General features: G+C 64.9%; 10 protein-coding genes. 4 read left to right on the top strand and 6 right to left on the bottom strand.

Annotated elements, in window-relative coordinates:
• Positions 1 to 114: 114 nt before the first annotated feature.
• The 5 genes from AC3WLM_RS18700 to AC3WLM_RS18680 form a co-directional block, all read right to left on the bottom strand.
• Positions 115 to 1,449 (bottom strand): aromatic ring-hydroxylating oxygenase subunit alpha, encoded by a 1,335-nt coding sequence (locus AC3WLM_RS18700; RefSeq protein WP_492478402.1) that lies wholly within the window; start codon positions 1,447 to 1,449, stop codon positions 115 to 117.
• Between the two features lie 22 nt (positions 1,450 to 1,471).
• On the bottom strand, positions 1,472 to 1,990 hold the full coding sequence (locus tag AC3WLM_RS18695; RefSeq protein WP_492478401.1) for a nuclear transport factor 2 family protein: 519 nt from the start codon (positions 1,988 to 1,990) through the stop codon (positions 1,472 to 1,474).
• Positions 1,990 to 3,450 carry an aromatic ring-hydroxylating oxygenase subunit alpha gene (locus AC3WLM_RS18690; RefSeq protein ID WP_492478400.1) on the bottom strand — a complete coding sequence of 487 codons (1,461 nt, stop codon included), beginning with the start codon at positions 3,448 to 3,450 and terminating at the stop codon, positions 1,990 to 1,992. The genes AC3WLM_RS18695 and AC3WLM_RS18690 overlap by 1 nt, the downstream gene beginning before the upstream one ends.
• A gap of 146 nt (positions 3,451 to 3,596) precedes the next feature.
• On the bottom strand, positions 3,597 to 4,796 hold the full coding sequence (locus tag AC3WLM_RS18685; RefSeq protein ID WP_492478399.1) for a cytochrome P450: 1,200 nt from the start codon (positions 4,794 to 4,796) through the stop codon (positions 3,597 to 3,599).
• 92 nt (positions 4,797 to 4,888) lie between these two features.
• Positions 4,889 to 6,958: an alpha-glucuronidase family glycosyl hydrolase gene (locus AC3WLM_RS18680; protein WP_492478398.1), complete on the bottom strand. Its 2,070-nt coding sequence runs from the start codon at positions 6,956 to 6,958 to the stop codon at positions 4,889 to 4,891.
• A gap of 203 nt (positions 6,959 to 7,161) precedes the next feature.
• Between AC3WLM_RS18680 and AC3WLM_RS18675 the strand changes: the two genes are divergently transcribed.
• Genes AC3WLM_RS18675 through AC3WLM_RS18660 form a run of 4 tightly spaced genes read left to right on the top strand, consistent with a single transcriptional unit; the run spans position 7,162 to position 11,878 of the window.
• Positions 7,162 to 8,286: a fumarylacetoacetate hydrolase family protein gene (locus AC3WLM_RS18675; RefSeq protein WP_492478397.1), complete on the top strand. Its 1,125-nt coding sequence runs from the start codon at positions 7,162 to 7,164 to the stop codon at positions 8,284 to 8,286.
• A gap of 54 nt (positions 8,287 to 8,340) precedes the next feature.
• Complete coding sequence (gene xylB, locus AC3WLM_RS18670) at positions 8,341 to 9,099, top strand: D-xylose 1-dehydrogenase (protein ID WP_492478517.1); 759 nt, start codon at positions 8,341 to 8,343, stop codon at positions 9,097 to 9,099.
• Entirely contained in the window at positions 9,090 to 9,980 is an 891-nt protein-coding gene (locus AC3WLM_RS18665; protein ID WP_492478396.1) for an SMP-30/gluconolactonase/LRE family protein, read from the top strand. Before xylB ends, AC3WLM_RS18665 begins: the two co-directional genes overlap by 10 nt.
• Positions 9,980 to 11,878 carry a sialate O-acetylesterase gene (locus tag AC3WLM_RS18660; RefSeq protein WP_492478516.1) on the top strand — a complete coding sequence of 633 codons (1,899 nt, stop codon included), beginning with the start codon at positions 9,980 to 9,982 and terminating at the stop codon, positions 11,876 to 11,878. The genes AC3WLM_RS18665 and AC3WLM_RS18660 overlap by 1 nt, the downstream gene beginning before the upstream one ends.
• Here the strand turns inward: AC3WLM_RS18660 and AC3WLM_RS18655 are convergent, their stop codons facing one another.
• On the bottom strand, positions 11,879 to 12,931 hold the full coding sequence (locus AC3WLM_RS18655) for a LacI family DNA-binding transcriptional regulator (RefSeq protein ID WP_193828517.1): 1,053 nt from the start codon (positions 12,929 to 12,931) through the stop codon (positions 11,879 to 11,881).
• Positions 12,932 to 13,082: the final 151 nt, after the last annotated feature.

Here is a 13,082-nt window from a genome sequence, read left to right as displayed (position 1 = left end):
CCAATGCGCAAAACCTTCCTGCTCCCCCGCGCAGGCGGGGGCCTCAGTCGTTTTACGCTGTCGTTCTGTAGCAACACCGAGGCCCCCGCCTGCGCGGGGGCGCCAGTGATCAGATCACTCCCGCGCTGCCGTCGGATGCCCCAGCACCATGTCGTTCAGCTTTTCATGGAACCGCTGGACGCGCTTTTCCTGGCCCGGCAGCAGGCAGCCCTTGAAGCCGCGCGAGTTGAGGCCCTGCTGCTGCGTGGTGCCGATCGAAAGGTCCTGGTCCGCGACAAAGCCCAGCGAAACGCCGTCGCCATAGACCGAATGGCGCGCGATCGCGTCGTGCCGGAGGGGCGCCGGGCCGACGGGCGTGACGACTTCGGCCATCTTCGCGTTGGGCGGATAGAGGCACCAGTGCTGGAACACGCACTTTTCGGGGTCCGTCGGGTGCGGTTCGGTGCGCAGGATCTGGCACTGTTCGGGCGACATCGTGATCGTCAGGTTGGGGAACAGCGTGCAGTGGAAGTAGTCCACCAGCTGCTGGTCGGTCATCGACGAGTAGTCGTAGCCCGCGTCGGCCCCGCGCTCGCGCTTGGCCTTGATCACGGCCTCGCGGATGTCGGAGGTGCGGCCACGGTATTCCTTGGGATCGATGCCCCAGGCTTCCGCGGCTTCATAAAGCCCCGGCGGCACGTCGCCGCTCACGTAGTCCTTGCGGCTGGTGGCCTGGTGGCCGATCATCCACATCGCGTTGTGGCCGTTCTCGTACATCTCGAACACGGTGGTCGGCAGGCCATCGTTGATGAAGGTGGCAAGTTCGGGGTGGATCGTCGGGAGGTGGTAGCTCTCGTTGAAGTTGTCGCGGATGATCTTCCAGTTGAAGTCGCAGTCCGCCGAGACATTGAGCACGCGCACCCAGTTGTCGAGCTTGTAGCCGGCGAGCCGCTCGGTATAGGGCCACAGCCATTCGTGCAGAGGGGCGACGTCATCGTCCATGCACCAGAACACGAACGGGCCCCAGGTGTCGCAGCGCAGTTCGGACAGGGTAACCTTGCCGCATGGGTTGCCGCCGGCAAAGTCGTCCGGGTCCTGCACGTGGACCAGCGTGCCATCGGGATCGAACTGCCAACCGTGATAGCCGCAGGTCAGGCGCGGGGCGGAACCGACATCCCCCAGCACCAGGCGGTTACCGCGATGGGGGCAGGTGTTGTAGAACGCCTTTACGGAACCGTCGGCCTGTTTGACCATGACGACCGATTCCTTGCCGAAGTTGTGGCGGATGAAATCGCCCTCTTCCTCAAGATCGGCCAGCACGCCGCCAAGGTGCCAGACCTTGGGCCAGAGGTGCTTGTTCTCCAGCTCCATCCATTCACGGGTGATGTAGCGATCAGCGGTGATCGTGTCGCCGCGCACGGCAACGTCGAACTCCGGGGAATAGCGGGAAATCTTGTCCTGAGCGGTCATTTCGGCGTCCTCTGATACTGTCTCAGACCGGCCAGTCTCGGGTCTGGCTGAAGTCCGTTCCGCGCCGTCCCGGCCGGACCAGCGGATTGCCTTCAAGGAATCCGTCGGCTGCCGGGTCGGTACGCGCCCAGTCCACTATTTCGCGGCGGCGACTGATACGCCACTCCCCATTCTTGCAGGTATACTCGTCGACATAGCGTCCGGCGACGACCAGGTCCTTGGGCTCGCCGTCCTCGCGGATGCGGTGCCAGGCGTAGAAGTAGACTTCGCCGCTGGCCTCGTCGCCCCGCAAGCTGATCTGTGCCTGCCCGATGATGTGCTGGCTGCCATCGAGATCGGCGAGGAACCCTTGCGCGAAGCTGACAAACTCGTCGGCGCTGCCCTGCATGAGCCCGCAATCGACCCAGGCGTCATCATGGAAGGCGCTGCGGTGCAGTTCGGGGTCCAAACGGTCCTGCCCGCGCATGTAGCGGCACAGCGCATCATGGATGTCGCGGCGGGCGCAGAGGTCGCGCAACTCGGCTTCGATGTCGAAGGCCATCAGGCTTCCCCCGCCAGATACTTGTCGACGACCATCTGGAAGTGGCGGATGCGCGATTCCTGATAGTTGCCGAGCTGCTGAACGCCTGTCGCGCTGGCGCGGAAGCCCTGCTGCTGGGCGCGCAGGTTGTCGGTGTCCTGATCGTAGACGTGGCCCATGGCGGGATCGAAGCCGGGAGCGGTGGCGTAGCTCTGGTCCTCGGCGACGTGGAAGGGCTCGGCCGGTTCCGGCGCCGGCCCACCTTCGGGATTGGGGCGCAGGAACAGGATTTCGAACAGGGTGCGGTTAGGGTCGGTTCCGATCGGGCGGAAGCGATAGACCATCGGCAGCGACAGGCCCGGGAACAGCACCATGTTGGGGAAGACATGGTATTCGATGGTGTCGATCATCTCGCTGTCCGAGACCTTCGACAGATCGCAGCCATAGGCCTCGCCCATGACCTTGCGCAGATGGCGGGCCATCACGGTTCGGGCGGTTTCCCCGGGGCCGACGGTGAGGCCCTCGCCACGGGAATCCTTGTCGCCAAGGATCATCGTGGCGAGGAGCTCTTCCTCGCTGAGGGGGGTGGCGAGGTGCGGGGAGTTGACGCCGCTGGCGGCATAGAACCGGGTCACGTGGTCCGAATGGCAATCGTACTGCACGTTGGCATCGCCCACGCCCTTCAGCAGCTGGGGATGGGTTTCGAGCACGTGGTAGGATTCGAGGAAGGCTTCCTGCGCGGTCTTCCAGTTGCAGGGCAGTTCCTTCGCCACGTGAACCGCGACGTGGCGCCCGGCGATGTCCCAGTCCTTGAAGTGCTCGGGCAGGGGGGCGAGGTATTCCTCGAGGCTCTCACCGCCTAATTGGGGACCCTCGGCGCTCGGATTGATGAAGATGAACCCGCCCCAATGGCCGACGCGCGCTTCGGGGAGGTTGGCCGTCTTCGGATCGATATGCCTGAAGTCCCAGGCGCAGGGCACGGAAGCGAGCGTACCGTCGTTGTTCCACGTCCAGCCGTGGTAGGGGCAGCGCAAGTTGTCGCCCGAGCCGACGCCTTCGCCGCGCTTGAACTTGGTCGAGCGGTGCAGGCAGGAATTGACGAAGGCGCGGACCGACATGTCCTCCTGCCGGACGACGACCCAGGAGAGGTGGGCGACTTCGTAGGTGTAGTAGTCGCCCGGCTCGGGGATGTGGTCCTCGCGGCAGACCCACTGCCAGGTGCGCTTCCAGATGCGCTCGATCTCGGACTCGAAGATCGACTGGTCGAAATAGCGGTTCACGCTGACCGGCGCGCTGCCGAGATAGACAGGCTCTTCCATGGTCAGCACGGCGGGCGGGGGAAGCGCATCGGCCGCAACGATCTGCTGGACGCTCGGGGCGTCCGGGCAGCGGATTGCGGCGAGGTCATCCGCAACGGCGGGCTCGGGCAGTCCGTGGGGGTTGATCGCGTCCAGCATCAGGCTCTCCGGGACTGCCTTCATTAAAACCGGCAGTGTTGCCTGTTTTATGGACGCAGGCGCGAGTCGGCTCAACCTAGCGGTTGCGCTAGGTTCGGGCGTGGATGCACAGAAAGCGGGACCCCGGGTCGTTGCCCGGGGTGACGATCAACGCAGGACGGTCTTGCGGTTCAAGGAGTCCAGACAAGCTCTACCCGGCGCAATGCGCCGACGATGCCGGGGACGGGGGACAGGTCGGAGCCTTCGCCCAGAGCGAATTCGGGGATGCGCTTCAGCCATTCCTCAAGCGTGATCGCCACTTCCTTGCGGGCGAGTTCCTGCCCCGGGCACATGTGCGGGCCGGAGCCGAAGGTTGAGTGGCGGGCGCGCTTGCGGGCGGGGTCGATGGCCAGGGGATCGGGATTGACGCGCGGGTCAAGCCCGTGGACTTGCGTGGGGATGGCGATCATGTCGCCCGCCTTCAGGGCGACACCATGGAAATCGGCGATGTCATGGCGCACTTCGCGGGCGATCGAGACGAGGCCGAAGCGGCGGAACAGTTCGTGGACGACCGGCGCGATATCGCTGCCGCGCTGCTTCAGATCGGCGCGCAGGGCCGGGTTTTCCGCCAGCTCGCGCATGATGAACCCGAGCACGTTGACGACAGTGTCGAGCCCCGCGATCAGCACCTGCGTGACGATGGACAGGGCCTCGTCACGGCTCAGCGTGCGGCCTTCGCCAAGATCGGCATGGAGCATGGCGCTGATCATGTCCTCGCCGGGATTTTCGCGGCGGGCATCCACCAGAGGGCCGACATAGTCGAAGAACACGGCCTTGGCCTCGTCAAAGGTCATGTCCATGCCCGGCCTTGTCATGCATTCGGCCCAGTGGCGGATCTTCGGAGCTTCTGCCGCATCGATGCCGACCAGTGCCATGAATACCCGGATCGGGAACTGTTCGGCATAGTCTGCGGTGAAGTTGCAGTGGCCCTTGTGCGCGAAGCTGTCGATCAGGTCGATGGCGGTCTGGCGGACGCTTTCGGACAGGCCGCGAATGGCGCCGGGATTGAGATGGGCGTTGAGCAGCTGGCGATAGGGGCGATGTTCGGGCGGATCGATGGTGGTGGGAATGAGGCCGTGCATCTCGCCCACCGACTTTGGCAGGACGATCACACGCGAGGAGAAGCGTTCGGGATCGGACTGGACTTCCTGCAGGGCCTCGCCGCCCAGCGCAATCCAGTGGCCTTCGTTGCGCGGCGTCCAGACGACGGCAGGATTGCCAGCAGAAAGCGCAGACCAGGCCCGATGAAAGCCCTGGGCTTCAAGCCCGGGCGGCAGATAGATGTCGATATCGACCACACGATCTGCGGGGACGTGCGACGGGCGCTGCATGACGTGATCCTCTCCTGATCTTTTGCGAAGATCATGCGGGACAGCACGCCCCGGCGCGCTTGGCGTTTTGGATAGGTAGAGGAGGCCTGAGCCTAGTGCGGTGCTCCGGGGGCGTATGGGAAGCGTTGCTGCTTGTACCACGCAAGGTCGTGCGCAGGCGGTGGCGAACCTGCGGGCAGGGGCAGGTGGTTGAGCGACATCCAGTAGGCGAGGCTGGCATCGCGCCACCAGCGCGCCTCGCGGGCCTGAATGCCGAGATAGGCATCGGTCTTGGCCCAACGCTCGGCATCCACGCGCGATTTCAGCGTGGCCCACTGTTTGCGCATGGCTTCAACTTCGGCAACGCCATGATCATAGCGGCGGACCATGGCCGACCACAGCGTTTCTCCACCGGGCATCGGATAGGTCCATGGCAGATGGTGGAACCACAGCAGGAACTGCGGCGGCGTTGTTTCGGGGCGGGCGAGGCGCGCGGCGATGGTCGGGGCATATTGCCCAGTGGCGTTGCTGCCGGAAGCCGTGCGGTCAAAGCCGATGCCATCTGCATCGGCGCGGTGATAGTAGACCGGATTCCATTCGGGCCGCTTGAGATCGGCAATCCACGGGCCGGGGCCATAATGATGATCGGGGCCGAACAGGTGGGCGAGACCGAACGGACCGGTGTAATCGACGACCGCCTCGCGCGAGCGCAGCATAATCGCTGTGACCGTATCGGTGACTTGCGCATCATTGCCGAAGGTCTGCCGCGACCATTCGCGCGCAATTGTCTGCGATGAAAGCTTCGGATCCCAGGCGAGACGACCGAAGGCATACCAGTTGGCCTGATTGAAAGTGCTGCCCGCCCAATCGCGATCGCGGCCGATATTGGACACGCCCGAGATCGCGCCGAGCGTTGCCGCCACGGTCTGACCCGGGGCCTGGCCGGTTGGCGTATCGAGCGCTTCCTCGAACAGGGGGCCGAGGTAGGCGAGGTGCGTGGCAAAGCCGAGGTATTCCTTGGTGATCTGGAATTCCGCAGCCAGTCTTGTACGCGGCATGGCGCCGAACAGCGGGTGTACAGGTTCGCGCGGCTGGAAATCGATCGGGCCGTTCTTGACCTGAACGATGACGTTATCCGCGAATTTGCCGTCGAGCGGTCGGAATTCGCTGTAAGCCTGCTTGGCGCGGTCGGTCGGGTCAGTATCGGCATAGACGAAGGCGCGCCACAGGACGGTTCCGCCGTGGGGACGCAGCGCGGCGGCGAGCATGTTGGCACCATCGGCGTGGCTGGCGCCATAATCACGCGGGCCGGGCTGGCCTTCGCTGTTGGCCTTGACCAGAAAGCCACCGAAATCGGGGATCAAGCGGTAGATCTCGTCGGCCTTGGCCTGCCACCACGCAGCGACCGCCGGATCGCGCGGATCGGCAGTCTTGAGGCCGCCAAGTTCGATCGGCGCGGAAAAGCGCGCCGTGAGATAGACCCGGATGGCCCATGGGCGGAACACGTCAGCCAGCGCGGCGGCCTTGGCGAGATAGGGCGCGGTGAGGCTTTCGGCCTTGGCATTGACGTTGTTGAGCACGGTGCCGTTGATGCCGATCGAGGCGTTGGCGCGGGCGTAATCATCATAGCGCGGGTCCTTGAAGTCAGGCAGGGTCCACCAGTCCCACAAGGATTGCCCGGCATAGCCGCGTTCGACCGAACCATCGAGGTTGTCCCAGTGGTTGAGCAAGCGCAGCGGAATTTCGGGGGCAGACGCGATGTTGATGGCGGCGGTCGATTCGCCCGCGCGCACATGGCGCAGCAGGGCAAAAGCGCCGTAGAGCACGGCGACATCGCTGTTGCCGGTCACAAGGATGACGGGACGGTTGCCGATCTTGACTTCGCGAATCAGATAGCCTTCATGGCCGAGCGCCCGCGTATCGAGATCAAGCATGGCGAGATGCGAGGCGTTGCTGGTGGCCAGCATCACGGCGGCTGGCAGGTGAGGCAGGCTGCGGCGCAATTCGGCAGCGGCGCGGTCAATGGTGGGGGAGCGGCGAGGGACTTCGATTTCTGCCCCGGCCGTTCTGGCTGCGACGGGACCGAGCCAGAGGCCGTAGCCGTCGTCGGCCCGCGCCGGGCACGTTGCAAGGCACGCCAAGGTTGCCATCACGAGGGCGATTGCTGCACGCAGGCGTGTCATTTCCCGATCCTCTCTGCAGGGGTTTCCGGCCCGATTTATGATAGCGGTATCAGTGTGTCGGAGCTGATGCAAATGCCTGGGGGCTCCGGGCCGCCCCCTTGCCAAACCTGCAATGCTGAAAATCAGGTCAGGCGCTCTTGATCTTGCGTCGCCGACCATCTAAGGTAGCGCTATCAGACAATGGGATGCCGGGGGATGTTTTGATGGGTTTGGGCCTCACGGCTTGCCTGCCACGCGACTATGCAGATGGCGTTTTCAGCGGTCGGGCCGAAGCGCCTGACGGGCCGCATGTCATCGTTTTGCGCAATGGCCGCATCCTCGACATCACGCAGACGGCCAGTTCCGTGTCGGGCGCGATTGCGCGCCGCACTTTCGCGGGGGGAAGCGATCTCGGTGCCATTGAGGATGGCTTGCCCGAGGGGTGGTCCCTGCTTTCGCCGATAGACTTGCAGTGCGTCAAGGCCTGTGGCGTGACCTTTGCTGTTAGCGCTATCGAAAGGGTGATCGAGGAGCGTGCGCGTGGCGATGCCGCCGCTGCGGCCAGTATCCGCCAAAGTCTGGAAGATACGGTGGGTGCCGGTATCCGCGCCGTCGTGCCCGGCAGCGAGGAGGCGATGGCGCTCAAGGCGGCGCTGATTGCGCAGGGCATGTGGTCGCAATATCTCGAAGTCGCGATCGGGCCGGATGCCGAAGTCTTCTCGAAATCGCCGGTGCTTTCTACTGTGGGTCACGGTGGGCTGATCGGCGTGCGATCGGATTCGAGCTGGAACAATCCTGAGCCTGAAGTGGTGCTGGTGTGCGATGGCGCCGGCGAGGTTGTCGGCGCGACGCTGGGCAACGATGTGAACCTGCGCGACTTCGAAGGGCGATCTGCGCTGTTGCTGTCGAAGGCGAAGGACAACACGGCGTCCTGCGCGATCGGGCCGTTCATCCGCCTGTTCGACGAGGGCTTCGGCATCGAGGACGTGCGCGCCGCTGAAGTGGAACTGGTGGTCGAGGGCACCGACAACTTCCGCATGGAAGGCACCAACCGCATGACCGAGATCAGCCGCGATCCGCTGGAACTGGTCCGCCAGACGATGAGCGAGCACAGCTATCCCGATGGCTTCGTGCTGTTCTGCGGCACGCTGTTTGCCCCGGTGCAGGACCGCGACGAGCCGGGCGGCGGCTTTACCCACAAGGTGGGCGATGTGGTGACGATCCGTTCCGATCGGCTCGGCGCGCTGAGCAACACCGTCACGACATCGCGCGATGCGCCCAAGTGGACGATGGGCATTGGCGCATTCATACGCAATCTGGCCGCGCGCGGCCTGGTGGAGAAGATCTGAATGGCCGCGCATACCCTTGCCAATCACGCTGCGGGCCAGCAGGCAGAGCCGCGGCTGATGGCGGCGCAATACCCCAGCTTGCGCGACAAGCGCGTGATCGTGACCGGCGGTGCGAGCGGCATCGGCGAGGGGATCGTGGAGGCCTTTGCCCTGCAGGGCGCGCAAGTGGGCTTCATCGACATACAGGAAGATCCCGCAAGGGAACTCATCGCGCGGCTGGGCTCGGCGCACCACGTTCCGGTGCTGAAGGTGCAGGACGTATCGGATGTCGAAGGACTGGGCGTGGCGATGACAGCGCTGGTTGACGAACTCGGCGGTTGCGACGTTCTGGTAAACAACGCCGCCAGTGACGACCGCCACGTGCTCGACGATATCACCCCGGCCTATTGGGACGAGCGGCTGGCGGTGAACCTGAAGCACAAGTTCTTTGCCTCGCAGGCAGTGTGGCCCGACATGAAGGCCAATGGCGGCGGAGTGATCCTCAACCTCGGGTCGATCTCGTGGCACCTCGGGCTGGATGAACTGGCGCTCTACCAGATTGCCAAGGCCGGCGTCGAAGGCTTGACCCGGAGCCTGGCGCGCGAGCTTGGGCCCTATAACATCCGCGTGAACACCATCATTCCCGGCAACGTGCAGACCGAGCGGCAGATGCGCTGGTACACGCCGGAAGGCGAAGCGGAAATCGTTTCGGCGCAATGCCTCAAGGGCCGGCTCCAGCCGGTTGACATCGCCGCCATGGCCCTGTTCCTTGCCTCTGACGATGCGCGGTTCTGCACCGGGCACGAATACTGGGTCGACGGGGGATGGCGGTGATGGTGGCTGTGCGGCGGGTTCTGGAGCTTGGCTGCACGCTGGGCGAAGGGCCGGTGTGGGACGCGGCGCGAGAGTGCCTGTGGTTCGTGGACATCAAGAACAGGCGCATCCACAGCTTCGATCCGGCTACCGGGAGGCACGAAAGTTTCGGCGTGCATGAGCAGGTCGGCTGGGTGGTGCCTGCCATCGGTGGCAGGCTGCTGGCGGGGATGAAGGACGGGTTGCACCTGTTCGATCCGGCGCTGGGCACGAGCGTGCACGTGGCGGATGTTCCGGGGGAGCCTGAGGGCAACCGCCTCAACGATGCCTGCGTCGACTTGCAGGGCCGCGTCTGGTTCGGTTCGATGGATGACGGCGAGGAAGCGCCGAGCGGCCGCTTTTACCGCGCCCATGTCCGCGAAGTGGTGGCGCAAGGGCCGGACGGGGTGTGCATCACCAATGGTCCGGCGGTATCGCCCGACGGGACGAAGCTCTATTTCACCGATACGCTTGCCCGGACAATTCATGTGGCGGACCTGGCCCAAGACGGCAGCGTCGGGGCAGCGCGGGTCTTTGCGCAAGTGTCCGACGATTTTCCCGAGGCTTATGCCGATGGGCCGGTGTGCGATGCGGAAGGGTGTGTCTGGACCGGGTTGTGGAACGGCTGGGGCGTGGCGCGCTATTCGCCCGAGGGCAAGCTGCTGCAGAAGGTTGACCTGCCGGTCGCCAATGTGACGAAGCTGGCATTCGGCGGGGCGGACTTGAAGACCGCCTTTGTGACGACCGCGCGCAAAGGTCTCGATGAGGAGGCACTTGCCGCGCAGCCGATGGCGGGCGACCTATTCGCGTTTGATGTGGCAGTGCCGGGCTTTGCCGCCCCGCTCGCGGAGTTCAGGGCGTGATGCGGCCATTGCTGGTGGTGCTGGCCGCGGGCGTCTCCGCACCAGCGATGGCCGCACCCGCGCTGGAGTTGGGCGCGGTGTGGAGCGATCATGCGGTGATCCAGCGCGATCGGCCGGTGGTGGTCGAAGGGCGTGCAGCAGCAGGCGCGGTGGTATCGGGAACTCTGGGTTCCGAGCAGGCCGAAGCCAGGGCCGGGGCTGACGGTGCCTTTGTGCTGCACTTCCCGGCCCGCAAGGCTTCGGCGGAATCGATCGACCTCAAGGTAACTTCAGGTTCCGAGTCCGTGACTGTTGCCGACCTGCTCGTCGGGGATGTGTGGCTGTGTTCGGGCCAGTCCAACATGGAATTTCAGCTTTCTCGCGCGCTGAACGGTGGCATGGAAGTGGCGATGTCGGCCGATCCTGCACTGCGCCTGCTGCAGGTGCCAAAGGCGATGTCCTACCTGCCCGAGCGCGAATTCGGCAAGGTGACGCGCTGGGCGGTTTCTGGGCCGGAGACGAGCGGCGGCTTCTCTGCGGTGTGCTGGTTCATGGCGCGTGAATTGCGCCGTGCGCGCGGCGTGCCGATTGGCGCAATTCACGCCAGTTGGGGTGGATCGAAGGTGACCCCATGGCTCGACCCTGCAGCCGGGGCCGAGATCGGCGGCGCGCAGGAGATGGCGCTGCTTGGTCTGTTCGCCAAGGACAAGCTGGCGGCCGTCACGCAGTTCGCGCCGCGCTGGACGGCATGGTACGGGGGCGAGAGCGGCGGTAGCACTCCGTGGACAAAGCCCGATGCCCTGCAGTGGCAGCCGGTTCCATCCATCAAGGGCTGGCTGGCCTGGGACGCTACGCCTCTTGCTGCCAAGCCGACAGGCACGGTGTGGATGCGGCGGCAAGTGACGCTGACCGCAGCGCAAGCCAAGGCGGGCGTTACGCTGGCGCTGGGCGTGCTCGATGACATGGACATGACCTTCGTCAACGGCCATGCGGTGGGCAATACCTTCGGCTGGGACGAGGAGCGCGCCTATGCGGTGCCGCCCAGGTTCCTGAAGTCCGGCGTGAACGAGATCATGGTCGCGGTGACCAACACTTATGGCAACGGCGGCTTTGCCAGCGCCCCGGACCGGTTGTTCCTGACGCAGGCGGGGGGCGAGAAGCTGCCGCTGGGCGAGGGCTGGCGCTATGCCATCGCGCCGACCAGGACCTATCCGCCGCGTGCACCGTGGGATGCCAATGCCGGCATCGGGCTGATGCACAATCGCATGATCGCGCCGCTGGGACACTTCGCGATGGATGGCGCGGCCTGGTACCAGGGCGAGAGCGATGTCGACACGGCGGACTACGCGCGCCGGATGAAGGGACTGATTGCCGGATGGCGCGCGCGGTTCGGACCGGAGCTGAAGGTCGGCATCGTGCAGCTTGCCAATTATGGTCCCGCTTCGGACAAGCCGGTCGAAAGCGGCTGGGCGCAAACGCGCAACGTGCAGCGGCAGATCGTTGTCGACGATCCGAAGGCGTTCCTTGCGACGGCCATCGATCTTGGGGAGCGGACCGACATTCATCCGGCCAACAAGCTGCTGGTGGCGCAGCGGCTGGCGATGGGCGCGCAAGGCAAGGCCTTGCCGATGCCACTTGCGGCGAAGGCGGAAGGCAGCACGGTGCGGGTTTCCTTCAGCGGCATCGAGGGCGGGCTTCACGCCTGGAGTTCCGACACCGCGATCGGGTTCGAACTGTGCGACGCCGCTGGCGCCTGCCGGTTCGCACCGGGCCGCGTTGATGGCGATGCGGTGGTCCTGGCCACCGACGGCAAGCCGGCGGCGAAAGTTCGCTATGGCTGGGCCGATAACCCGGTGGTCAATCTGTTCGACGGGCGCGCGCAGGCCGTGCCGGGGTTTGCGCTGGACGTGGTGCGCTGATCAGCCTTGTGGCGGGGCCGCATCGGATTCGCGGCGGACCAGTTCGTAGTCGAGCGTGGCCAGGCGTGGCCTGATCTTTTCCGATGCCCGCTCGGCACGGATTTCCTGTGCCAGAAGATCAAGCGCAGTTTCCGCCATCTGGCGGATCGGCTGGCGGATCGTGGTCAATTCCGGCCAGATGTTCGAGGCAAAGGCGGTATCGTCGAATCCGCAGACGGTAAGGTCGTGCGGAACTTCGAGATCGTTGCGATGGGCAGCGGCGACGCAGCCTGCGGCCATGTCATCGTTCGAGGCGAAGATTGCGGTGGGGCGGGATGGCAGGGCGAGCATGTTCATCGCCGCATCAAGGCCGGAACGATAGGTGAAGTGACCCTGCTGCACGAGCGCCGGATCAACAGTGGCGCCGCTTTCGGCCATGGCATCGCGGAATCCGGCGAGGCGCAGGGCGCTGGCGGATTGCTGCGGGTTGCCGATGATGAAGCCGATCCGCTTGTGGCCGAGGCCGAGGATGTGCTTCGTCATGTCGTAGGCGGCCTGATAATCGTCGATCATGACGACGCCGTGGTGCGCCTCGGCCTGCCCCGGTCCGATCAGCACCGCATGCGTTCCCGCTCGGCGGAGACGGGCCAGCAGGGCGGTATCGTCGCACAAGGGCGGCGGCAGCAGGAAGCCATCGACCGCACTGTCGACAAGACGCGCGATCATCTTCGACTGATCGGTCTCGGGCTCGCAGCGTTCGACCATGAGGTGGGCATCGAGACGGGTTGCAGCGTCCATGCAACCGATCAGCAGCTCGCTCAGATAGGAGGCTGAAGGGTTGGCGTAGAGCAGGGCGATGCGCAGTTGCGAGGCACCGGCGAGACTGCGCGCGGCGCGGTTGGGAGCGTAATTGAGCTGCTTTATTGCCGCTTCAACCGCGAGACGCGTCTCCTCTCGCACGCCGGAACCGCCATTGACGACACGGCTGACCGTCATCGGCGAGCATTGCGCGAGGCGCGCCACATCGTTGACAGTGGGACGTCCGGCGCTGCGGCGGGACTTGGTATCATTCATGTTCTGCAGGCTCCCGTTGCGTGAAGTCCTGACGCTGCAACATCCCCTTTGCAAGCGGGTTTGTGAATAAAGCAGACTTAAACGCAATTGGCGCTTGCATGCTGCTCGGCTTCGGATACAAAGGTAGCGCTATCAAATGAACGGTGGCCGC

The sequence above is a fragment of the Novosphingobium sp. FW305-C-30-35 genome, assembly GCF_058783135.1.
The sequence above is the reverse complement of the archived record's forward strand: the minus strand, read 5'-3'. Positions and strand labels throughout refer to the sequence as shown.